This is a genomic window from Streptomyces sp. NPDC111507 (assembly GCF_055638955.1).
In genome coordinates this window covers 708,688-730,863 of the sequence record NZ_JBVKBU010000002.1, presented here as the reverse complement: position 1 = coordinate 730,863, position 22,176 = coordinate 708,688, and the positions used below count along the sequence as shown (strand labels likewise).

Annotated in this window: 20 protein-coding genes; 9 read left to right on the top strand and 11 right to left on the bottom strand. The window is 70.6% G+C overall.

What is annotated here, in order from left to right; all coding sequences use genetic code 11:
- Nucleotides 1–4 precede the first annotated feature (4 nt).
- Genes ACZ7M2_RS10815 through ACZ7M2_RS10800 form a run of 4 tightly spaced genes read left to right on the top strand, consistent with a single transcriptional unit; the run spans nucleotide 5 to nucleotide 5,541 of the window.
- The gene (locus ACZ7M2_RS10815; RefSeq protein ID WP_471594969.1) at nucleotides 5–1,552 is read left to right on the top strand and encodes a GMC family oxidoreductase; all 1,548 of its coding nucleotides are present in this window, start codon (nucleotides 5–7) and stop codon (nucleotides 1,550–1,552) included.
- On the top strand, nucleotides 1,552–2,625 hold the full coding sequence (locus tag ACZ7M2_RS10810) for a quaternary amine ABC transporter ATP-binding protein (RefSeq protein ID WP_471594968.1): 1,074 nt from the start codon (nucleotides 1,552–1,554) through the stop codon (nucleotides 2,623–2,625). Before ACZ7M2_RS10815 ends, ACZ7M2_RS10810 begins: the two co-directional genes overlap by 1 nt.
- The gene (locus ACZ7M2_RS10805; protein ID WP_471594967.1) at nucleotides 2,625–4,583 is read left to right on the top strand and encodes an ABC transporter permease; all 1,959 of its coding nucleotides are present in this window, start codon (nucleotides 2,625–2,627) and stop codon (nucleotides 4,581–4,583) included. Before ACZ7M2_RS10810 ends, ACZ7M2_RS10805 begins: the two co-directional genes overlap by 1 nt.
- Nucleotide 4,584: 1 nt before the next feature.
- Entirely contained in the window at nucleotides 4,585–5,541 is a 957-nt protein-coding gene (locus ACZ7M2_RS10800) for an ABC transporter substrate-binding protein (RefSeq protein ID WP_471594966.1), read from the top strand.
- Nucleotides 5,542–5,789: 248 nt separating this feature from the next.
- Here the strand turns inward: ACZ7M2_RS10800 and ACZ7M2_RS10795 are convergent, their stop codons facing one another.
- Entirely contained in the window at nucleotides 5,790–6,311 is a 522-nt protein-coding gene (locus ACZ7M2_RS10795; RefSeq protein ID WP_471594965.1) for a carboxymuconolactone decarboxylase family protein, read from the bottom strand.
- 47 nt (nucleotides 6,312–6,358) lie between these two features.
- Between ACZ7M2_RS10795 and pdxR the strand changes: the two genes are divergently transcribed.
- Nucleotides 6,359–7,870 (top strand): MocR-like pyridoxine biosynthesis transcription factor PdxR, encoded by a 1,512-nt coding sequence (gene pdxR, locus ACZ7M2_RS10790; RefSeq protein WP_471594964.1) that lies wholly within the window; start codon nucleotides 6,359–6,361, stop codon nucleotides 7,868–7,870.
- Nucleotides 7,863–8,354, top strand: coding sequence for a carboxymuconolactone decarboxylase family protein (locus ACZ7M2_RS10785; protein WP_471594963.1), 492 nt, complete (start codon nucleotides 7,863–7,865; stop codon nucleotides 8,352–8,354). The genes pdxR and ACZ7M2_RS10785 overlap by 8 nt, the downstream gene beginning before the upstream one ends.
- Before the next feature lie 119 nt (nucleotides 8,355–8,473).
- Here ACZ7M2_RS10785 and ACZ7M2_RS10780 read toward each other — a convergent pair whose 3' ends face one another.
- The 6 genes from ACZ7M2_RS10780 to ACZ7M2_RS10755 all read right to left on the bottom strand — a co-directional run bounded on the left by ACZ7M2_RS10780 (nucleotide 8,474) and on the right by ACZ7M2_RS10755 (nucleotide 16,546).
- Entirely contained in the window at nucleotides 8,474–9,280 is an 807-nt protein-coding gene (locus ACZ7M2_RS10780; RefSeq protein ID WP_471594962.1) for an aminotransferase class IV, read from the bottom strand.
- 18 nt (nucleotides 9,281–9,298) lie between these two features.
- Nucleotides 9,299–10,498: an FAD-dependent monooxygenase gene (locus ACZ7M2_RS10775; RefSeq protein WP_471594961.1), complete on the bottom strand. Its 1,200-nt coding sequence runs from the start codon at nucleotides 10,496–10,498 to the stop codon at nucleotides 9,299–9,301.
- A complete protein-coding gene (locus ACZ7M2_RS10770) occupies nucleotides 10,495–12,066 on the bottom strand; it encodes a class I adenylate-forming enzyme family protein (protein ID WP_471594960.1) in 1,572 nt (523 codons plus the stop codon). The genes ACZ7M2_RS10775 and ACZ7M2_RS10770 overlap by 4 nt, the downstream gene beginning before the upstream one ends.
- Nucleotides 12,067–12,161: 95 nt before the next feature.
- Nucleotides 12,162–13,727: an AMP-binding protein gene (locus tag ACZ7M2_RS10765; protein WP_471595225.1), complete on the bottom strand. Its 1,566-nt coding sequence runs from the start codon at nucleotides 13,725–13,727 to the stop codon at nucleotides 12,162–12,164.
- A 2-nt stretch (nucleotides 13,728–13,729) separates the two neighbouring features.
- Complete coding sequence (gene pabB, locus ACZ7M2_RS10760) at nucleotides 13,730–15,928, bottom strand: aminodeoxychorismate synthase component I (RefSeq protein WP_471594959.1); 2,199 nt, start codon at nucleotides 15,926–15,928, stop codon at nucleotides 13,730–13,732.
- A gap of 30 nt (nucleotides 15,929–15,958) precedes the next feature.
- Nucleotides 15,959–16,546 (bottom strand): hypothetical protein, encoded by a 588-nt coding sequence (locus tag ACZ7M2_RS10755; protein WP_471595224.1) that lies wholly within the window; start codon nucleotides 16,544–16,546, stop codon nucleotides 15,959–15,961.
- A gap of 233 nt (nucleotides 16,547–16,779) precedes the next feature.
- Here ACZ7M2_RS10755 and ACZ7M2_RS10750 point away from each other — a divergent pair, with 233 nt between their 5' ends.
- Entirely contained in the window at nucleotides 16,780–17,559 is a 780-nt protein-coding gene (locus ACZ7M2_RS10750; RefSeq protein WP_471594958.1) for a DUF3050 domain-containing protein, read from the top strand.
- 84 nt (nucleotides 17,560–17,643) lie between these two features.
- On the opposite strand, the gene ACZ7M2_RS10745 is transcribed toward ACZ7M2_RS10750, so the two are convergent.
- Nucleotides 17,644–18,354 carry a hypothetical protein gene (locus ACZ7M2_RS10745; RefSeq protein ID WP_471594957.1) on the bottom strand — a complete coding sequence of 237 codons (711 nt, stop codon included), beginning with the start codon at nucleotides 18,352–18,354 and terminating at the stop codon, nucleotides 17,644–17,646.
- 11 nt (nucleotides 18,355–18,365) lie between these two features.
- A complete protein-coding gene (locus ACZ7M2_RS10740; protein ID WP_471594956.1) occupies nucleotides 18,366–19,172 on the bottom strand; it encodes a hypothetical protein in 807 nt (268 codons plus the stop codon).
- A 351-nt stretch (nucleotides 19,173–19,523) separates the two neighbouring features.
- Between ACZ7M2_RS10740 and ACZ7M2_RS10735 the strand changes: the two genes are divergently transcribed.
- Both ACZ7M2_RS10735 and ACZ7M2_RS10730 read left to right on the top strand, forming a co-directional pair.
- Nucleotides 19,524–19,697 (top strand): hypothetical protein, encoded by a 174-nt coding sequence (locus tag ACZ7M2_RS10735; RefSeq protein WP_471594955.1) that lies wholly within the window; start codon nucleotides 19,524–19,526, stop codon nucleotides 19,695–19,697.
- Nucleotides 19,698–19,775: 78 nt separating this feature from the next.
- Nucleotides 19,776–20,921 carry a winged helix DNA-binding domain-containing protein gene (locus ACZ7M2_RS10730; RefSeq protein WP_471594954.1) on the top strand — a complete coding sequence of 382 codons (1,146 nt, stop codon included), beginning with the start codon at nucleotides 19,776–19,778 and terminating at the stop codon, nucleotides 20,919–20,921.
- Between the two features lie 92 nt (nucleotides 20,922–21,013).
- Here the strand turns inward: ACZ7M2_RS10730 and ACZ7M2_RS10725 are convergent, their stop codons facing one another.
- Nucleotides 21,014–21,214: a DUF397 domain-containing protein gene (locus ACZ7M2_RS10725; protein WP_471594953.1), complete on the bottom strand. Its 201-nt coding sequence runs from the start codon at nucleotides 21,212–21,214 to the stop codon at nucleotides 21,014–21,016.
- An 8-nt stretch (nucleotides 21,215–21,222) separates the two neighbouring features.
- The gene (locus ACZ7M2_RS10720; protein WP_471594952.1) at nucleotides 21,223–22,068 is read right to left on the bottom strand and encodes a helix-turn-helix domain-containing protein; all 846 of its coding nucleotides are present in this window, start codon (nucleotides 22,066–22,068) and stop codon (nucleotides 21,223–21,225) included.
- Between the last annotated feature and the right edge of the window lie 108 nt (nucleotides 22,069–22,176).

The window sequence follows — 22,176 nt, the reverse complement described above, 5'->3', positions numbered from 1 at the left end:
CCCCATGCACGAAAGCACGCACGAGAACGCGTCCGAGAACACGTACGACTACGTCGTCATCGGCGGCGGCACGGCAGGCTCCGTCATCGCCTCCCGTCTCACCGAGAACGCCGACGTGACGGTCGCCGTCATCGAGGGCGGTCCCAGCGACGTCGGCCGCGAGGACGTCCTCACCCTGCGCCGCTGGATGGGCCTGCTCGGCGGCGAACTGGACTACGACTACCCGACGACCATGCAGCCGCGCGGCAACTCGCACATCCGGCACAGCCGGGCCCGCGTCCTCGGCGGCTGTTCGTCCCACAACACGCTGATCGCCTTCAAACCGCTGCCGTCCGACTGGGACGAGTGGGAGACGGCGGGCGCCAAGGGCTGGGGCGCGGTGCCCATGGAGGCGTACTTCGCGCGGCTCCTCAACAACATCGTCCCGGTCGACGAGAAGGACCGCAACGCCATCGCCCGCGACTTCGTCGACGCCGCCCAGGGCGCGCTGGGCGTGCCCCTCGTCGAGGGCTTCAACAAGAAGCCGTTCACCGAGGGCACCGGCTTCTTCGACCTCGCCTACCACCCCGAGAACAACAAGCGCTCCAGCGCGTCGGTCGCGTACCTCCACCCGGTGATGGACGAACGGCCCAACCTCACGCTGCTGCTGGAGACCTGGGCGTACCGGCTGGAGCTGGAGGGGACGCGCGCCACTGGCGTGCACGTACGCGCCAAGGACGGCACGGAGAGCCTTGTACGGGCCCGGCGCGAGGTCCTGCTGTGCGCGGGCGCGGTCGACTCGCCGCGGCTCCTGCTGCACTCCGGGATCGGACCCGCCCACGACCTGGCGGAGCTCGGCATACCCGTCGCCCACGACCTGCCCGGCGTCGGCGAGAACCTGCTCGACCACCCCGAGTCGGTCATCGTCTGGGAGACCAACGGGCCGATCCCGGAGAACTCGGCGATGGACTCCGACGCGGGCCTGTTCGTGCGCCGCGACCCCGAACAGGCGGGCCCCGACCTGATGTTCCACTTCTACCAGATCCCCTTCACGGACAACCCGGAGCGGCTGGGCTACGAACGCCCGGCGCACGGCGTCTCCATGACCCCCAACATCCCCAAACCGCGCAGCCGCGGCCGCCTCTACCTGACCAGCGCCGATCCATCGGTCAAGCCCGCCCTCGACTTCCGCTACTTCACGGACGAGGACGACTACGACGGCCGCACCCTCGTCGACGGCATCCGCATCGCCCGCCGGATCGCCCGCACCGAACCGCTCGCCGGCTGGCTCAAGCGCGAGGTGTGCCCCGGGCCCGAGGTCACCGACGACGAGGAGCTGAGCGCGTACGCCCGTCAGGTCGCGCACACCGTCTACCACCCGGCGGGCACCTGTCGGATGGGCGCCGCGGATGATCAACTGGCCGTGGTCGACCCTGAGTTGAGGGTGCGCGGCCTCGACGGCCTGCGGATCGCCGACGCGTCCGTCTTCCCGACGATGCCCGCCGTGAACCCGATGATCGGAGTGCTCATGGTCGGGGAGAAATGCGCCGAGCTGATCGGGGGCGGTGCGTGATGAGTACGGATTCCGTCTTCTCCGTCGACGGCCTGTGGAAGGTGTTCGGGCCGAAGGCCGAGCGCGTCCCCGCCGACCCCGGGCTCGCCGCCCTCACCCCCGCCGAACTCCGCTCCCGCACCGGCTGCACGGCCGCCGTCCGGGACGTCAGCTTCGACGTCCGCAAGGGTGAGGTCTTCGTCGTCATGGGGCTGTCCGGCTCCGGCAAGTCCACGCTGGTCCGCTGCCTCACCCGGCTGATCGAGCCGACCGCGGGCGCGATCGTCATCGACGGCGAGGACGTACGCGCCATGGACAAGAACCGGCTGCGGGAACTGCGCCGCCACCGCGCCGCGATGGTCTTCCAGCACTTCGGCCTGCTCCCGCACCGCTCGGTGCTCGACAACGTGGCGTACGGCCTGGAGATCCAGGGTGTCGGCAAGGCGGAGCGCCGCGAGAAGGCCGCCGAGGTCGTCGCCAAGGTCGGCCTGGAGGGCATGGAGCAGCGCAGGCCCGGCCAGCTGTCCGGCGGTCAGCAGCAGCGCGTCGGGCTCGCCCGCGCGCTCGCCGTCGACCCCGAAGTCCTGCTCTTCGACGAGCCGTTCAGCGCGCTCGACCCGCTGATCCGGCGCGACATGCAGGAGGAGGTCATCCGGCTGCACCACGACGAGGGCCGCACGATGGTCTTCATCACCCACGACCTCAACGAGGCGCTGCGCCTCGGCGACCGCATCGCGCTCATGCGCGACGGCCGTGTCGTCCAGCTCGGCACCCCCGAGGAGATCGTCGGCTCGCCCGCCGACGACTACGTCCGCGAGTTCGTCCGGGACGTACCGCGCGAACAGGTCATGACCGTCCGTACGGCCATGCGGGCCGCGTCCGCCGCGGAGGCCGCCCGGGGCCCGGCGCTCGCACCCGACGCGACCGTCTCCGAGGCCATCGAGGCGGTGGCCCGCTCGGGCGACCCCGCCCGCGTGATGGACCAGGGACGCTGCGTCGGCGTCGTGGACTCGGCGGCGCTGCTCGGCGTGGTGGCCGGCGCGGACACACCCGCCGCCGGGGCGCCGGACGGCCCCCGTGGGGAGGCCGCCTGATGGCCACCGTCACCGCGACCGTCGGTCACTCCGGCGTCTCCGCGCTGCTCAAGAACCTCCGCGGACACCGGGCCGTCGGCAAGCTGCTGCTGCTCGCCGTCGCGGCGGCCGTGATCGTCCCGGTCCTCGACTCCCACTGGGCGAGCGGCACCTGGCCGGGCGCCCTCACCGTCGACCTCTCCGCACCCCTCGGCCGGGCCAGTGGGTGGATCATCGACAACCGGGACAGCCACCCCCTGTTCCTGTACTTCTTCGGGTACGTCAGCAGCGCCGTCGTCCTCTCCGTGCGCGCCGTCTACGTGGTGCTGCTCGCGGCGGGCTGGGCCGGTGTGACAGCCCTCGCGGCACTCGTCGCCTGGCGCACGGCGGGCGTACGGCTCGCGCTCGGCACGGCCGCCGCGTTCCTCGCCTGCGGACTGCTCGGCATGTGGATGCCGACCATGCAGACCCTCGCGCTCATGGTGGTCGCCGTGCTCGCGTCCGTCCTGCTGGGCGCGCTGCTCGGCCTCGCCGCCGGGCTTTCCGACCGCACCTACCGCGCGCTGCGCCCCGTCCTCGACACCATGCAGGTGCTTCCGGCGTTCGCGTACCTCCTGCCCGTCGTCCTCGTCTTCGGCATCGGCGTCCCCGCCGCCGTCCTCGCCACCGTCGTGTACGCCGCCCCGCCCATGGCCCGCCTCACCGCGCTCGGCCTGCGTGACGCCGACGCCGGGGTGATGGAGGCCGTCACCTCGCTCGGCGCCAGCGCCCGCCAGCGCCTGCTGACCGCCCGCCTCCCGCTGGCCCGCAAGGAACTCCTCCTCGGCCTCAACCAGACGATCATGATGGCCCTGTCCATGGCGGTCATCGCCTCCGTGATCGGCGCGGGCGGCCTCGGCGACCGCGTCTACCAGGCCCTGGCCTCCGTCGACGTGGGCGCCGCACTCGCCGCCGGCATCCCGATCGTGCTGCTCGCGGTCGTCCTCGACCGGGTGACGGGAGCGGCCGGGGAGCGGCTCGGCTCGGACTCCGGCGCGACGGCACCGCGCTGGGCGTACGCCGCTGCCGCGGCCCTCGCCGTGGCGCTGGCCGGACACCTCGCCGGCCGTCTCGACTGGCCCGCCTCCTGGACCCTCTCCATCGCCGAGCCCGTGAACCGGGTCGTCGACTGGATGACCAACCACCTCTACTCCGGCGTCCCCTACATCGGCGGCACCGCCGACTGGGCGGGCCACTTCACCACCTGGGTCCTGGACCCCGTCCGGGACGGCCTCCAGTGGCTGCCCTGGTGGTCGGTCCTGCTGATCGTCGCCGCCCTCGCGTGGCTGATCGGCACCTGGCGCACCGCCCTCACCGCGGTCCTCGCGATGGCCGCGATCGGGGTGCTCGGCGTGTGGAAGCCGTCCCTGGACACGCTGTCGCAGGTCCTCGCCGCGGTCGCCGTGACCCTCGTGCTCGGCTTCGCGACCGGTATCGCGGCGGCGCGCAGCGAGCGCGTCGAGCGGCTGCTGCGGCCGGTCCTGGACGTCTTCCAGACGATGCCGCAGTTCGTCTACCTGATCCCGGTGGTGGCGCTGTTCGGCGTGGGCCGCGCGCCCGCCGTGGTAGCCGCGGTCGTCTACGCACTGCCCGCCGTCGTCCGCATCACCACCCAGGGCCTGCGCGCCGTCGACCCGGCCGCGCTGGAATCGGCCCGCTCGCTCGGCGCGACCGGCGCCCAGCAGCTGCGCCAGGTCCAGCTGCCGCTGGCCCGCCAGTCGCTGCTGCTCGCCGTCAACCAGGGCGTCGTCCTCGTCCTCGCCGTCGTCATCATCGGCGGTCTGGTCGGCGGTGGCGCGCTCGGCTACGACGTCGTGTTCGGCCTCGCGCAGGGCGACCTGGCGACCGGCCTCGTCGCCGGCGCGGCGATCGTCTGCCTCGGCCTGATGCTCGACCGGGTGACCCAGCCGACCGCGCGGACCACGAAGAAGGGAGCGTGACATGCGTCTACGTACGACTTCGGTGATGGCCGGTGCGGCCGCGCTGCTGACGCTGACCGGTTGCGGCGCCGTCGACATGACCAAGCAGGCCTCGCCCTTCGCGAACGCGCGGGGCTCGAAGAGCCTGACCCTCTCCGTCCAGTCCTGGGTGGGCGCGCAGGCCAACGTGGCCGTCGCGCAGTACCTGCTGGAGCACCAGCTCGGCTATCGCGTCGACACCGTCCAGGTCGACGAGGTCCCCGCGTGGGACGCGCTCAGTCAGGGCCGGGTCGACGCCATCCTGGAGGACTGGGGCCACCCCGACCAGGAGAAGCGGTACGTCGAGGACAAGAAGACGATCGCCCCCGGCGGGGACCTGGGCGTCACCGGGCACATCGGCTGGTACGTCCCGACGTACTTCGCCGAGCAGCACCCCGATGTGACCGACTGGAAGAACCTCGACAAGTACGCCGACCAGCTGCGCACCGCGGAGAGCGGCGGCAAGGGCCAGCTCATGGACGGCTCGCCGTCCTACGTCACCAACGACAAGGCCCTGGTGGCCAACCTGAAGCTGAACTATCAGGTGGTGTTCGCCGGCTCGGAGGCCGCGCAGATCACCCAGATGAAGCAGTTCGCCAAGGAGAAGAAGCCCTTCCTCACCTACTGGTACTCGCCCCAGTGGCTCTTCAAGAAGGTCCCGATGACGGAGGTGAAGCTGCCGCCGTACAAGGAGGGCTGCGACGCCGACGCGGCCAAGGTCGCCTGCGCCTACCCGCACACCCCGCTCCAGAAGTACCTGAACGCCGACTTCGCGAAGAGCGGCGGCAAGGCGGCCGCCTTCCTGAAGAAGTTCAAGTGGACCACCGAGGACCAGAACGAGGTATCCCTGATGATCGCGAACGACAAGATGTCGCCGCAGGACGCGGCGAAGAAGTGGGTCGACAGCCACGCGTCGACATGGCGCGCGTGGCTGTCGTGACCGCGGCTATCACGTGAACACGGTGCCCGCCGGGACGTGCGGTGCGGCCTCGACCCCGCTCAAGGCGCGTATCCCCCCGGCGGGATCCGACGGCTCACCATCACCCGCCCGGCCGCCCGCGCGTACACCTCGTCCGGCACGAAGCCCTCCGTCAGGACGGCCTCCGTCAGCGCTCAGCGCGGACAGGGCCCGCCCGACCGCCGGGTCGAGCACCTTCGTACGCTCCCTCGCGGCTTCGCCGCGCTCCGTCACTGGTGCCGGCCCGCCTCGTAGTGGCCCGGGACCATGCGCGTGCTCACGCCGAACCGGTTCCACGCGTTGATCACCGTGATCGCGGCGATCAGCTGCGCCAGCTCGGCCTCCTCGAAGTGCTGCGCCGCCTTCTCGTACACCTCGTCCGGTACGAATCCGTCGGTGAGGACGGTGACGGCCTCGGTCAGCTCGATCGCCGCGAGTTCCTTCGCCGTGTAGAAGTGCTTTGACTCCTCCCACGCGCTGAGCTGGACGATCCGCTGCACGCTCTCCCCGGCGGCCAGCGCGTCCTTGGTGTGCATGTCGAGGCAGAACGCGCAGTGGTTGAGCTGCGAGGCACGGATCTTCACCAGCTCGCGCAGCTTCGGCTCCAGCCCCTGCTGCGCGGCCGTCTCCAGCCGGAGCATGGCCTTGTAGACCTCGGGGGCGTGCTTGGCCCAGTGCAGGCGGGGGCGGTGCTCGGGGGCGTACTCGGCGGTGGTGCCGGTCGTCTCGTCGGTGGTGTCGTTCGTCGTCATGCTCTCGACCCTACGAGCGAAGCAGCCCAGGAGTATGGTCCATTTACATGGCGAAACCTTGGGCCACTTTCGGGGTCGACCTCCACGTCGAGCCGACCGGACCCGGTGTCCGCAGAGGTCTGACGGAAGCACTCCGCGCGGCGGTCCGCGGTGGCCGCCTCGCGCCGGGCACCCGGCTGCCCTCCTCCCGCTCCCTCGCCGCCGACCTGGGCATCGCCCGCAACACGGTCGCGGAGGCGTACGCGGACCTGGTCGCGGAGGGCTGGCTCACCGCCCGCCAGGGCTCGGGCACGAGCGTCGCCCACCGCCCGGTGCCGGCCCCCGCCACCGCCTCCGCACCCGGCCGCCCGGCCCCCGCCCGCCCGGCGTACGACCTGGTCCCCGGCTCCCCCGACCTGTCCTCCTTCCCCCGCGCGGCCTGGCTGAAGGCCGCCCGCCGCGCCCTGACCGTCGCCCCGCACGAGGCCCTAGACCTCGGCGACCCGCGTGGCCGGGTGGAACTGCGCACCGCCCTGGCCGGCTATCTGGCCCGCGCCCGGGGCGTCCGCACGGACCCGGAGCACATCGTCATCTGCTCCGGCTTCGTACACGGCCTGATGCTGCTCGGCCAGGTGCTGCGCGGGCGGGGACTGGACTCGCTGGCCGTGGAGTCGTACGGACTCGACGTCCACTGGCGGCTGCTGGAGCGGGCCGGGCTGCGCACGGTGCCGCTCGGATTCGACGAACTCGGCACGCGTACCGAGGAGTTGGCGGCCGGCCCGCAGGGCGCGGACGCGCTGGGAGGCGTACGGGCGGTGCTGATGACGCCCGCCCACCAGTTCCCGATGGGCGTACCGCTGCACCCCGACCGGCGGGCGCAGGTGGTGGACTGGGCGCGACGCGGCGGCGGTCTGATCCTGGAGGACGACTACGACGGGGAGTTCCGCTACGACCGTCAGCCGGTCGGCGCCCTCCAGGGCCTCGACCCCGACCACGTGGTCCATGTGGGCACGGCCAGCAAGTCCCTGGCCCCCGGTCTGCGGCTGGGCTGGCTGGTGCTGCCGCCGTCGCTCGCCCCGGAGGTGGTCGCGGCGAAGGGCGGGGTGGACTGGTCGTGCGGGGTGCTGGACCAGCTCACCCTCGCGGAGTTCATCACGTCGGGCGCCTACGACCGCCACGTCCGCGCGTCCCGGCTGCGTTACCGGCGCCGCCGTGACGCCCTGGTGGCGCGGCTCGCCGAACAGGCTCCCGGGGTCCGGGCCACGGGCATCGCGGCGGGCCTGCACGTGGTGCTGCGCCTGCCGCCCGGCACCGAGCAGGAGACGCTGCGGGCGGCGGCCTGGCAGGGGCTCGCGCTGCACGGGCTCGACCGCTACCGCCACCCGCGGGCTCCCGCCGGGCGGACCGACGCGCTGGTGGTGGGGTACGGGACGCCGCCGGACCACGGGTGGTCGGGGGCGCTGGACGCGTTGTGCGCGGCACTGCCTTTCCACGGGACTTTCAGCCGAAATTTCAACGGTACTTTCCAAGACGAGGGAGGCGACGGCCCTTTTCATGGAATAGAGTCGCCTCATGAGTAATAGTGAAGCCCTGTCCCGTGTGGCCCTCAAGAAGATTACCCCCGAGGTGTCCGGTGCGATGGCCGCCTTGCACGGCGCCGCCGTTTCCGCGGCCCAGGACGCCAAGGTCGAACCGGAACTCCTGGAGCTGATCAGGATTCGCGCCTCGCAGCTCAACGGCTGCGCGTTCTGCCTCGACATGCACACCAAGGACGCCCGAGCCGGGGGTGAGACCGAGCAGCGGATCTACGCCCTGAACGCCTGGCGGGAGACCCCGTTCTTCACCGAACGGGAGCGTGCCGCACTGGCGTTGACCGAGGCCGTGACGCTGGTCCACGACGGACACGTGCCGGACGCGGTCTACGCCGCGGCGGCGGAGGTCTTCGACGAGGCCCAGATCGCGGCGCTGATCTGGGTGGCCACCGTCATCAACGCGTACAACCGGACCGCGATCGCGACCCGAATGGTGCCGGGCGCCTATCAGCCCGCCCAGAAGAAAAGCTGAATTCGGGAACGAGGGCATGAGAGGGAGCGCCGGGGCGAATTCAATTCGTCCCGGCGCTGCTTTTCTGTCATCGGTCCGTCTTCGGCTTTCGCGCCGTCCTCGGCTTTTATGTCCGGAATTCAGTCGGCAGGCAGCGGTTCCATGACGTCGTCCAGCCACTGCCGCCATTCCGGGGCGCGCACGGCCGGTGCCGGGCTCATCGGCCGTGCCGTCCAGGCGGTCACCGGCCGGATCCCGTGCAGCGCGTTCACGAGCCACACCTCACGGCCGTCGAGCTCGGCCACGGTCCGTTCGCGGTGGGCGACACGGATCCCGGACCGGTGGGCCCGCTCCTGGATGAGGCCGGCGGTCACTCCGGCCAGGACGGGCAGCTGCGGCGAGGGCAGGCACAAGGTGTCGTCCTCCCACCACAGCACGCTGGCCGTGGCCGTCTCCAGCACCACACCGGAGGACGCGATCAGCACCGCCTCTTCCGCGCCTTCCCCGGCGGCCCGCCGCCTCACCCGGGCCAGGGTGTCCAGGTCGGGCCCCTTGCGACGGGGGACGGTCCGTGGATCGCTCTGCCCCGCCGCCCAGACCCGTACGCCCGTGCCGAGCGGTGGCGCGTGGCGCAGCAGCAGCCGCAACTCCATGGAACCCGAGGCCAGTTCGACCCGGGGGAACCACTCCCCGGTGCGCGGCAGCGCGGCGGTCATGTCCCGCCAGAACGCGACGAGCCGGTCCAGCGGCGGGCCGCCGCAGTCGCCGCAGGCCCGCAGGAAGCGTTCCCGGTGCCGGTCGAAGCCGCGCATCCGGCCGTCGCGCAGCAGCCACGAGTCCGCGACGAGCAGCCGGCCGCCCGGCGACGTACCGGGGGCCGGACCGGAGGTCAGCCCACGGCCGGGCGCCCACGCCAACAACTCCTCCGCGATGGCCGGTTGTGTCACTGCGTACCCCTCTCGGTCTCAGTACTTGCGGCCCGCGACAGCGGGCGAACCGTTCCGTGGCCCGTACGGCGCGTGCTCCAGCCAGGAACCGCACCACGGCAGCACGGGCGCGAGCGCCGCCGCCGCCCGCTGCTTGACCCGGACGATCCGGCGGTGCGGTCGCAGATGGTCCAGCGCGCTGCCGGCGGCCGCGCTGTTGAACAGGGCCGCGGCCCGTCGGACCTCGGCGAAGTCGGCGACCGCGGCGGCCGTCCCGTCGGCGATCGCCCGCGCGGCAGCCGCCGCGTCCGCGATCCCGCTGTTCATCCCGCGCGCGCCGAACGGCGGGAACAGATGGGCGGCCTCGCCGACGAGCAGCACCCGCCGGTGCGGGTCGCTGAACGAGGCGGCGACCTTGCGCAGGAAACGGTACGTCGACACCCACAGGATCCGTTCGGCGTACCCGCCGCTCACCACCGCGGGCAGCCATTCCCGTACGGCCTCCTCGGTCCCGTACGCCTCCTGCGTGTCGTCGTCCCGGCACTGCAGGTCGACCTGGAAGCCCCCGGTGAACGGCACCCGCATGACACTGCGGCCACCCACCCCCGGGTGCTCGTAGTGGAAGACCCGCTCCAACGGCAGCTCGGCGCCCGGCAGGTCGGCGACGTCCACGACGACATGGAAGCCGTCCGCGCGCGTCCCCTCCATCGGGATGCCCAGCTCGCCCCGGACCGCCGAGCGCGCCCCGTCGGCGGCGACGGCGTGCGTGCCGGTCCAGACGCGGCCGTCCTCGCCGGTGAGCACGACCTCCGTCGGTGCGACGCGCACCCCCGTCACCCGCGCCCCCCACGCGAACTCCACTCCGGCCGCCTCGCACGCGGTGCGCAGGAAGCGCTCGGTGTCCACCTGGCGCAGGCTGGTGAAGGGCGGGAGGCCGGGTGTGGACGGTGGCGGGAAGGTGCGGGCGTACACCTCGCGGCCCCGGTACAGGGTCCGTCTGGTGTGCCAGGTGCGCCCGTACGCCGTGATCTCGGCGGCCAGGCCCGGGCGCATCCCGTCGAGCAGTCGCAGGGTCTCCCGGTGCACGAACAGAGCGCGGCTGCCGGGGCGTTCGCGCTCCTCGGGGTCCGCCTCCAGGAGCACGACCGGCAGCCCGTGCGCCCGCAGCGCGAGCGCCGCCGACAGCCCGACGGGCCCGGCACCCACCACGAGGACCGGATGGCCGGGCGCGCCGCTCACGCGCGTACGCCCTCGGTCAGCATGCGGGTGAGCTCCACCCGCTTCACCTTCCAGGTCGCGGTCATCGGCAGTTCCTCGAAGCGCCACTGCCGGGGCTCGGCCAGGGGCGGCAGACCGGCCGTGGCCTCCCGCCAGCGCGCCGGGTCCAGCGGCTGTTCGCCGCGCACGCACACCACCGGCACCGGTTCGCGGTCCGCGCCGGGCACGATGACCACCTCACGCAGCTCCTCGAGGCGGTCCATCAGGGCGTCCTCGACCTCCAGATTGCTGTGCACCGAGTCGATCTGATCGATCTCACGGTCGATCAGATGGAGTCCGCCCAGCCGGTCCTGGTACCCCATGTCGCCCATCTGCCACCAGCCGCCGTCGTCGAGTTGGCGCTGGTACTGCTCCCGGGCGCCGAGATAGGTGAGGATCCGCCCTCGGGTGCGGGCCTCGATGCGGCCGGGCGTGCCGGGCCTGGCCCGCCCGCCGGAGTCGTCCGTGACCCGGACCCGGGTGAAGCCGGGGATCCCGATCCCGACCCGGCGCCCGTCCGCGCGGCCGGCACTGCGCCGGGTGAACCACTGGAAGGCCACCGGACCCGTCTCGCTCTGCCCGTACAGCTGGATCAGCCAGGGCGTACGCCGCTTCGAGGCGTCCAGGAGCCGTCGTACGGTGCGCGGATGGATCGCGTCGAACGTGGAGCCGTACGAGCGGACCCGGGACAGTGGCGCTCCGGGCGCGTCGGCCAGTTCTTCCCACAGCACGAAGGTGTTGGGGTGGGTCTCGACGATGCCGGGACGGTGCCGGGTCAGCAGCGGTCCCACCGCGGCGGGGTCCGGGTCGGTGATGAGCACCAGCGGGCTGCCGAAGTGCAGCAGGACGCCGAGCAGATGGTAGAAGCGCGAGTGCACGAACGACATGTGCAGCGCGGCGGTCTCGCCGCGGGTGGGCCAGCCCATCGCCTTCTGCGGGACGAGCCGGTTCCACATGGTGTTCGCGCAGTGCACGGCGAGCTTGGGCAGGCCGGTGGTGCCCGAGCTGTGGGTGATCAGGGCGGGCTCGCGCGGATGCAGCCGGACGGGAGAGGGAGTCTCTGCCCCGGCGTACTTCTCCAGGGGTTCGGCCCCGGGCGCGTCGTCGACGGAGAGCGTCCGCCGTACGAGCGTGGAGAGGTCGACGTCCGCCAGCGGGCCTTCCAGTTTGGCCCTGTCGGTGATCAGCCAGGGTGTGTGGAGCCGTTCGAGAAGCCGGCCCACCACCGGGCCTGCGAGCGCGGGCGACAGGAGCACGGGAACGGCCCCGATACGGGAGACGGCGCAGGTCAGCAGGACGATGTCGACGTTGTCCGTCTTGTGGACGACCACCTCCTCCGAGGGCCGGACCCCGGCCTCCCACAGCCGTCCGGAAAGCTCCTCGACCACCTCGGCCAGGACCGGATAGCTGAGGTCGACCCCGAGGCCGGGACGGACGTCGAGCGGCCGGTCCAGGGTGACGAAGACGGCTCCGTGGCGGTCCGCCGCGTGCCGGAACATCGGGCCCAGGTAGAAACCGCGGTCGGCGAGCAGGGGCTGCTGCTGTCGCATGTGCCCGTTCCCTTCTGTCCTGTGGTCTGTGGCTGTGGTCTGCGGTCGTGGTGCGGGGTCGTGCTCTGTGGTCTGTGGTCGTGGTGCCGCGGTGGTCACCAGGCGCCCTGGCGGACGAGGTGGCGGCGGAGTTTTCCCGTCGAGGTGCGGGGCAGCGACGGGACGAAGCTGATGGCTCTGGGGACCTTGAACGCGGCGAGGTGCTCGCGCGCCAGGCCCACGAGTTCCGCCTCGAGACCGGACGGCCCCGACAGTCCGGAGAGACCGGGCGGCAGGGGCGAGACGGGGACGACGAAGGCCCGCAACCGGCTGAAACCGCGCCAGTCGGTCATGGCCGCGACCGCGACCTCCTTCACCGCCCGATGGGCCCGCAGCACGGCCTCCACCTCCAGCGGGGAGATGGTGATCCCGCCGACCATCTCCAGGTCGTCGGTGCGTCCCAGGTGCCGGTAGCTGCCGTCCGGCTCCCGGCGCGCCCGGTCGTGGGTGGCCAGCCAGCCCCCGACCAGGGTGCGTTCCGTCTCCTCGGGCCGGTTCAGATAGCCGGGCGTCAGCGTCGGCCCGCGCACCCAGAGTTCGCCCTCCGCGCCGTCCTCCACCGGCACCCCGGCGCCGTCGCGCAGCTCCACCTCGAAGCCGGGGACCGGTCGGCCGACCGTGCCCGGGTGGTTGTGCTCGAAGCTGTTGGCGCAGAACGCGTGACCGGCCTCGGTGGAGCCGATCTGCTCCAGGACCGGCGCGCGCAGCAGATCGGCGACCTGCTTTTCGAGCCCCTCGGGCAGGCCCTCCCCGGCCGACACGGCGGCGCGTACGGAGGCGAAGCAGGCCGCGTGGCCGTTGCCCCGGTCGGCGACGAGGGCGGCGTACGCGGAGGGCACGGAGTAGAGCAGGGTGACCCGGTGCCGGGCGACCAGCTCGTCCACGGCGGCCGGGTTCGGACGCCGGTCCACCAGGACGGCGGAGGAGCCGGAGAAGAGCGGGAAGACGAAGGCGTTGCCGAAGCCGTACGCGAAGTACAGCTTCGACACCGACAGGGTGACGTCGTCCGGGGTGATCCGCAGCAGCCGCCGGCCGATGAGGTCGTGGTACGTCTTCGGGTCGCCGTGACAGTGCACGACACCCTTGGGCCGGCCGGTGGTGCCGGAGGTGTACTGGACGTAGAGCGGGGTGTGCGCGTCGACCGGGTGCGCGGCGGCGGGCTCGGCGTCGGGGGTGAGCGCCATCAGCTGATCGGCGCCGAGGCGCACACGGTCGGTGAAGCGGTCCTCCAGGCCCGGTCCGGTCACGCAGAGCACGGCCTTGGCGTCCTCGGCCATGAACGCGTGCTCGGCCGGGGGCAGTTCGGGGTTGACCAGGACCGCGACGGCGCCCAGCCGGGCGGTGGCGAGGAAGGCCGCCACCCATGCGATGCCGTCGGGCAGCGCGAGCAGCACCCGGTCGCCCGCGCCCACGCCGTGCCCGGAGAGCACACCGGCCGCGCGGCCCGCGAGCTCGTGCACCTCGCCGTGCGTCCAGGCCCGGTGGCCCTGGTGGAAGGCGATCCGCTCGCCCCAGCCGCGCCGCTCGGCGAGCGCGGCGAGATGGGTGGCGAGGTTGCCGGGGGCGTCGGCGTCGGCGTGGGTGCCGGTCGGCGACTGCGGAGTCGGCGTGGACGTGGGGATCGTCACCGGGCGGGCTCCTCTACGGCGGCTCGGCGGGGGGTGTCCGCCCGACGGGCGCTCACCCCTGCCGGGGTGGTTTCCTGGTGCTCCCGCAGGGCCCGCATCTGTGCCGCCGTCTTCAGCAGCATCTCGTCGTACTCCGCGGCCGGATCGGAGTCGAGGACGATCGCGCCGCCCGCGCCCAGGTGCGTCAGCCCGTCCGCGAGTACGGCGGTGCGGATGACGATGCTGAGGTCGGCGCCGCCGCTGCACCCCAGGTAGCCGAGGGCACCGGAGTACACCCCGCGCGCCTCGGTCTCCAGCGTGTCGATGATCTCCATGGTGCGCAGCTTCGGCGCGCCGGTCATAGAGCCGCCGGGGAAGCAGGCGCGGACGCAGTCCACCGCGTCCGTCTCCGGGCGCAGCCGGCCCTCGACGGTGGAGACGAGCTGGTGCACGGTGGCGTAGGTCTCGGTGGCCATGAGCCGGGAGACGCGTACCGTCCCGGTCCGGCAGACCCGGCCCAGGTCGTTGCGGAGCAGGTCGACGATCATCAGGTTCTCGGCGCGGGTCTTGGCGTCGGCGGCGAGCGCGTCCCGCAGGCGTGTGTCCTCCTCGGGGGTGCCGCCCCGGGGCGCGGTGCCCTTGATGGGCCGGGCCTCGGCGACGCCGCCGCGGGTGATCCGCAGGAAACGCTCGGGGGAGGCGCTCGCCACGTCGAGGTCACCGAACCGCAGGAAGGCCGCGTACGGCGCCGGGTTGACGCGGCGCAGCACCCGGTAGAAGTCGTACGCGTCGGGTGGCGCGGGCAGCCGGGCGGCGTTGGTCAGACAGATCTCGTAGCTGGTGCCCGCGCGGAGTTCGCGCACGCAGGCCTCGATGTCCGCGAGGTAGGTGGCCCGGTCGCGGACGAGCCACGGTTCGGCGGCGCCGAGGTCCGGCTCGGCCGACACGGGAGCGGGCGGTAAGGGCTGCGGGTCGGGGCCGACGAAGGTGAGCTGGGCGAGTGCGCCGTCGAGCCAGTCGGTGGCCTCCCGGGTGGCCTGGGGAGTGTCCTCGGCCACACAGACGGCGTAGGTGAAGCCCTCCTGGTGGTCCACCGCGATCAGCCGGTCGGCGAACAGCCAGCAGGCGTCGGGGGTTTCGGCCCGGTGGCGGTTGGGGGAGCCGCAGTCGGCCTTGGTCTCGTACCCGAAGTAGCCGACGTATCCGCCGGTGAAGTCGAAGGGCAGCCCGGTGGCGTCCACGTGACGGTTCGCCAACTGCCGCTTGAGGTAGTCGAAGACGCTCGCCCGGACCTTGCGCGGCGGCCGGCCGGCCCGCTCGATCTCGCAGCGGCCGCTCGTGACGTCGTACCGGACGAACTCCGACAGCGGCCCGGAGCCGTCACCGAAGAACGAGAACCGTGACTGCCCTTCCTCGACGCGTGCGCTGTCCAGCCAGAACGCTCGCGGAGAGGCGGCGTACATGCGGGTGAAGGCGGCCTCCGCGTCGACGGCGGTGGCGATGCGGCGGGTGTGCAACCGGTGGGCGGGGCGGACGGTCCGCGTGGGCCGGGAGGGCGCGACGGGGGCGGGGATGGCCGCCGCGGACGGGGTGACCGCGGTGTTCTTCGTACGGGTCTTGCGGGCGCGTTGCGCCGTGAGGTTGCGGAAGTTCACGAGCATCCGGTGGCCGTACTCGCTCAGGACGGACTCCGGGTGGAACTGCACCCCCCACAGCGGGCGGGTGCGGTGCCGCAGCCCCATCAGGACGCCGTCCTCGGACCAGGCCGTGGCTTCCAGGGTCTCGGGCAGCGGCTCGCGCACGGACAGCGAGTGGTAGCGGACCGCGGTGAAGTGCTGCGGCAGCCCCTGGAACAGGTCCCGCTCGTCGTGCCGGATTCTCGACAGATGCCCGTGCCGGGGCTCCGGGGCGGGCAGCACCCGGCCCCGCTCCCCGAGCGCGATGCCCTGGTGACCCAGACAGACACCGAGCACCGGGATCGTGGACTCCGCGAGCACTCTGGCGCTGATCCCGAAGTCACGGGTTTCGGCCGGGTGTCCCGGGCCCGGCGACACCACCACGTTGTCGAATTGCGAGAGATCCGGAGTTCTTCCGGCTGTTCCGTCGTCGGCGGCGTCGTTGAGCACCACCACCGGCTCCTCGCCGTTGACCTCGGCGATCAGCTGGAACAGGTTGTACGTGTACGAGTCGTAATTGTCGATGAGCAGGGTCTTCACCCGCCCACCTCCCTTTGATCGTTCTCGGGCCTACGCGGTCCGTCTTTTGTGGCGTCCGCGGAGCGCCTGGAGCGGTGGGTACAGCCATTTCTTGAAGAATCGCTGAAGGCGCGGCATGAGAATCCAGGTGACGAGGGCCGTCACACACAGACACAGCAGCAGCGTTCGGATGAGCGGATTGAGACCACCGAGATAAGGAATCACGAGCAGATTGAATAAGAGCACCGGTGGGAAAACCGCGCTCATATTGATGAACCAAAGCTTCCATTTTGCGGGCGGGGGCGGCGCGGCCGGCGGTTTCGGGGTGCCGGTCTGGGCGTCGAACCAGCTCTTGGAGCCCCGGACGCTCCGCCGGCCCGTCTCCCGGGCGAACGGGTCCGCCCGGGTGGCCCACTGCGCCCGGATGATCGAATCTTCCCAGGCCAGGGCCGATCCCTCGCTGTCGAAGCGGTAGACCACATGCCACTCCGCCTCTCCGTCGGCAAGTACACCACCCCCCAGGAAGCCCGGTTCGCGCGAGCTCGCCCGCAGCACGGCCCACCCCCAGGAGTGGAAGTCGGTCTCGCGGCCCGGGATCACGTGATACGCCACGGTGACGGTTACGGGATTCCTGGTCACGCCATCGAATACGGAAAGCGCATACAGCGCGTTCAAATCTTCAACGAAGTTTCTTGAGTGTCCGGATCGTGACCATTTGTTTACCTTTCGGTTATCTTGACATCTTCTGTCGATCGATACGCCTGGTAACTCTCCCGTAATTTCAGAAAGTGCTTGCGAGGTTCCGCGATAAAGCTGCACGATCGCCATCCATCGCCGCTGTGGCCCCCATCCGGCACCAAGAAGGAGATCCCATGTCCAGGTACGACTGGAATATGAACAACGAGGGAATCGAGCAGGCGCGTTCCGCGATCGAACCCGCTCGGAAGGAGGTCACCACCCACCCGATTTACCAGCGGATAAACAGCCGGGAGGACATGGCGACGTTCATGGCGCACCATGTGTTCGCGGTATGGGACTTCATGTCGCTCCTGAAGTCCCTCCAACGGGAACTGACCTGCGTCGACGTCCCCTGGGTGCCGCGCGGCACGGAGGTGAGCCGACGCCTGATCAACGACATCGTCCTGGTCGAGGAGAGCGACGAACTGAACGGCGGTTTCACCAGCCACTTCGAGCTGTACCGCGCGGGCATGACCGAGGCGGACGCCGACGCGACCAGGATGGACACCTTCCTCGCCCTGATCACCGAGGGCCACGACGTGCCCTCGGCGCTCCGCGTCGCCCAAGTCCCCGCCCCCGCCGCGGAGTTCGTCCGCACCACCTTCGAGATCATCTCGGACCGGCCGCTGCACTGCCGGGCGGCCGCGTTCGCCTTCTCCCGGGAGGACCTCATCCCCGACATGTTCGACCAGGTCATCAAGAAGGAAGGCACCGACCGCTTCCCGCTCTTCTGCGACTACCTGGCCCGACATATCGAGGTCGACGGCGAGGAACACACCCCCATGGCCATGCAGATGGTGGCCGACCTCTGCGGCACGGACGACACGCGCTGGCAGGAGGCGGTCGAAACGGCGACGCTGGCCCTCGAGGCGAGGGTCCGGCTGTGGGACGGGATCGTGGAGGCGATGGCCTGAGGTCCCGGACAACGGTTGTGCCCCCGACCGGGGGGCGGGGGCACAGGTGATGGGGACGGGTTCCCAACTCGGTGAAGAGCTCAGTCAGCGCCCCGTAAGCCAGTCCGCCAAGTCGTAGACGGCACGACAGTAGGGATCGTGGGCGTCCTTCCGCATGCGCTCCAACTCCCCCGTTTCCAGGAGGATCGGAAGTACGGCGTGCGTTCCTGCCACGCCAACGACAACAGAGCCTTCATCGTCTCGGAGGGGAAGGTCGATACCGAACGGCGGAGTGTCCCGTGACGTGGGGGTGTCCAGGTAGAGGCGACACGTTGCCCGGTCGAGAAGCAGGAAGCCACGCAGGCGCAGCTCCGCGGCCTCGTCAGGCTCTGGTGGAACGGCGAAGGCCGCCGCTGCGGCCTGCAGTGCGTCCGAGAGGTGGAACCGCGGCCGGCCGGCGAAGTCGTGGACAGCGGCGGAGGCGTCGATCACGGGGATTCCGAAGGCGTCGCGCGACTCCTCCTCGACCTCGCGTTCGGGGCGGTCGGCCAGTACGTTTCGCAAGGCGGCCGCGAGGTCCCCTGGCGGGATGTTTGCGCCGTATGCGTCCGTGAGTGGGAGGTCGAAGGCGACGGACGTGTCCAGCTGCTGCCCGTCCCACAGAACGACCCGGCCGACGCCGCGTCGATCCGGGGCATTCACGACTCCACGTACAAGCCGAACTTCCTGCCCGATCGCGAACGCCGTGACGCGGCCCAGCATTTCATGGGCCAACTGCGCATGCAGATCGGACAGACCCGCGTCGTCCCACGTCATCGAGTGATCCGTCATACGTGGTTCAACGCGTCAGGGCACTTGTTGACACCTTGGCAGTAAGCCGTGATCACGCCGATCTTGTCGTCGTGGTCGGCGAGCTTGTACCTGTGATCACTGGTCTCCCAGTGGTACTGCGCGACGACCTTCACTCGGGCGAGAATGATTCCCAGGCGGTCGTACAGCACGGCACCGTACAACTTCCGGGTGTTCGTGCTCCCCCTTTCGGGGTGCTCGCTCACCGCTACCTTGATGACCTTGCTGTTGTGGATGTTGTGCGGTCCGGAAAAGTGGACCCAGCCGAACGTGCTGTTGCCCTGCCGGGTAGGGATGTAACGGCCGTCCGCGTCATGGCCCACGAACTTCACCACGCTCCAGTGGCTGCTCGCGGCCTCATCGGCTGCCGCCCCGGCGTCATCCGCCACGGCAGCGGAGTCTGCCGCCGCGATGGCCTTGTCCGTTTCATCCGCTACGGCAGAATCGGCCGGTGAGTCTGCCTCGGTGACCGCTGCGTATGTGAGTCCCTGCTGGGCGGCTTTGGCCGCTCCGAAGGTCTGGACGTACTGCTCATCCGTCGCAAGGAGAAGTTGACCTCCCTGCGGGTCGGCCGCTACGACACCGCTGTCAGCGGATGCCGAGGTCTGGTTGGAGACGTCGGGAGCGTCGGCGTAAGCGGGAGTCATCCCAAGAGCAACGGATCCCAACAGCGCAAACGAAGCCGCTTTGGCTTTCATTCGTTCCCCCATGTTCCTGTGCACAAATACTGCTGGCGTCGGCAATACGCCGTGGTCAGCGACGTAGCGCGTGATCAACGTACCCATGAAGGAGCGGGTCGTCCACATGTTCGAGTAACTCGTTATTAGTCATGACAACTGACAGTTGGTCGCCTAGATGCGGCGCGAAGGCGCGGACGGCAATCACAGGGAACTCCCTGTAGCACGAGGTGAGTCGCGGGATGTTCCCGCTGCTTCTGGCGTGCAGTGACGCACCCGAAGGACTGAGTGGAGAGGTCCTGTACGGCGTGCGGCATCGGCGCCGATGCCCAGTCTTCGGTCGCGACTGGCCGCGGCGGCGTGGGTGCGTATGCCTGCCGGGGGGCGAGCAGGATCAGGGTCGAGGTGCCGATGCCGGGCATCGCGGTAATGCGGAAGTCGATCCGCCCGTAGACGTGCTTGCTGAGCGCCGACGCATTGCGGGGCCACCACCCGCTCCCGGCTGTGCGGGCGGATCTGCTGCGCGGACTCGGTCGCACCCCCGAGGCGGCTGCGGCGTACCAGGCGGCGCTCGAACCCGTCGACAACGAGCGGGAGCGGGCCTTCCTACGTGGGAGACTGACCGACCTCTGATCACCGACAAGAGCAGGCTGATGATCCCCAGCGCCGGTGCTGGCGGGCGCGGGACGGAGCGCGGCAGAATCCTGCGTCGTGGAGATCACCGCGCGCGAACTCAACCGGGCCACCCTCGGTCGCCAACTGCTGCTGGAGCGGGAGCCGTTGTCCGTCCCCGACGGAGTGCGGCGCATAGTCGCGCTTCAGGCGCAGCACCCGGCCTCGCCGTATCTCGCACTCTGGAATCGTCTCTCCGGCTTTGCCCCGACCGAGCTGGATGCCGCCTTCACCCGGCGCTCGGTGGTCAAGGCGACCTTGATGCGGATCACCCTGCATGCTGTGCACGCCGAGGACTACCAGGTGTTCCGTACGGCGATGCAGCCGGTCCTGTACGGCTCTCGCCTCGGGTCTCGCTTCGCCGCAGGGAGGCGTACGCCGGCGGACGCGGAGGCGGTGATGGCGGAGCTGCTGGCCTTCGCCGCCCGCCCGCGGACCGCGGTCGAAATGAAGGCATGGGTCGAGGAACGACTCGGCTCCGAGGAGAAGGACGGGGCGTGGTGGGGGTTGAAGGCGTACGCGCCGCTGCACCATGCCCCGACGGGCGCGCCGTGGTCGTTCGGTGTCAAAGCGTCCTTCGTCGCGGCCGGGACCGGGCCCGTGCCCACGGGGCGGCAGGTGGACCCGGAGGCGCTGCGGACCCTGATCCTGCGCTACCTCGCGGGGCTCGGGCCCGCGTCGGTGGCGGACGTCGGGCAGTTCGCCATGGTGCAGCGGGCACCTGTCCGCGCGGCCCTCCGAGCTCTGGACGGCGCCGTCGAGCAGCTCCAAGGGCCGGACGGCGTCACGCTGTACGACCTGCCAGGAGCCCCCCGGCCGCCCGCGGACACCCCCGCTCCGCCCCGGCTCATGGCGATGTGGGACAGCATTCTGCTGGCCTACGCCGACCGCAGCCGGGTGATACCCCCCGCCTACCGCTCCGTGGTGATCCGGAACAACGGCGACGTACTGCCCACCCTGTTGGTGGACGGCCATGTCGCCGGCGTGTGGCGGCCGGTGGACGACGGTATCGAGGCCACGGCATTCCACCCCCTTTCGCCCGCTGTCTGGGACGGACTCGCCGCGGAGGCCCAGTCCCTGACGACGCTGCTCACAGACCGCGAAGCCGCGGTCTACAGCCGCTATCACCACTGGTGGGCCAAGCTCCCCGAGGCCGAGGTACGGCTGCTGCCAACGCTGCCGTGATCAGCGGTTTTGCCGCTCAAACTTCCCTGTGTTGCTCTGCGGGACGTGGTGAGCCCTTCGTATGGTTCTGCACCCAGGAGCGTTGTCTTAGATCACGACTGGCCGGGGATGACGTGGGTGCGTATGCCTGCCAGGAGGTGGGCGAAGGTGGTGCGGGTGGTGGTGAGGATCGTGGTGGGGGTGTCGCTCTCGCGGAGGTGGAGGGTGGTGGGGGAGGAGCTGATTTCGAGGCAGGCGTTGCCGTCTCCACTGCCGGAGAAGGATGACTTTTGCCAGTTGTCGGGACTGGGCATGGGGTGCCTCACACTTCCTTCGCCAGTGTGTGGATGAAGTCACGTGAACGTTCCGGGGTGAGCGACGCGGCTTCCATCCTATGAAAGAGCGTTCGAAAGCGACCGAGTTGGGCTTCCGAGTCGATGAAGGCCGTTCCGTGTGGTCCGTCGCGTACGACCGTGTCCAGTTGGGGGACCGCCCCGCCCACGTGCACCATGGTGCTGTCGGCGCCGGCGAAACCGTCCAGGTCGAAGGGGATGACGCGCACGGTGATGTGGTCCCTCTCCGAGAGTTCCAGGATGCCGGCAAGCTGAACGCGTGCCGCTGCTCGATCTGCAACCCTGATGCGCAGCGCCGCCTCGTGGATTACGACCTTGTACGGAGTCGGCTGCTCCAGGATGACGCGCCGCGCCAACCGGTGCTGGACGCGCAGGCCCAGCTCGGTCGGAGGCAGTTCGGGTACTCGATGGCCAAGGACCCGACGGGCGTAGTCCTCGGTCTGCAGAAGTCCGGGAATGTGCAGGAAGCTCACCTCCCAGTGGTGGGTTGCGTGATGCTCCAGTTCGGACAGATCCAGGAACGCGGTGGGCAGCGAGCCCCGGTACTCCTCCCACCAGCCATGTGTCCGCTCGGTCGCCATGGCCGTCAACGCGCTGGTCAACTCTGTGTCCGTACAGGCGTAGTGGGCGACGAGGCGTCGTACGGTCTCCTCGCTCACGCCTGCGACGCCGGACTCGATCTGGCTCAGCCGTCCTGCGTCGGTTCCCAACAGCGAGGCTGCCTCGCGCCCCTTGAGTCCTGCCGCCTCACGGAGTTTCCGCAGCTCGGTACCCAACCGTTCCTGGCGAACGGTCACCTGCGTTCTGCGGGCCACGACTTCCTCCTCGACTCGTTCTGGGTCAGATTAGGGCAATGAGTTGCGACGGACCAAGATTGGACCCTACTGTCGGTGATGTGACGCACACGCTGCGGAAGCGCACCG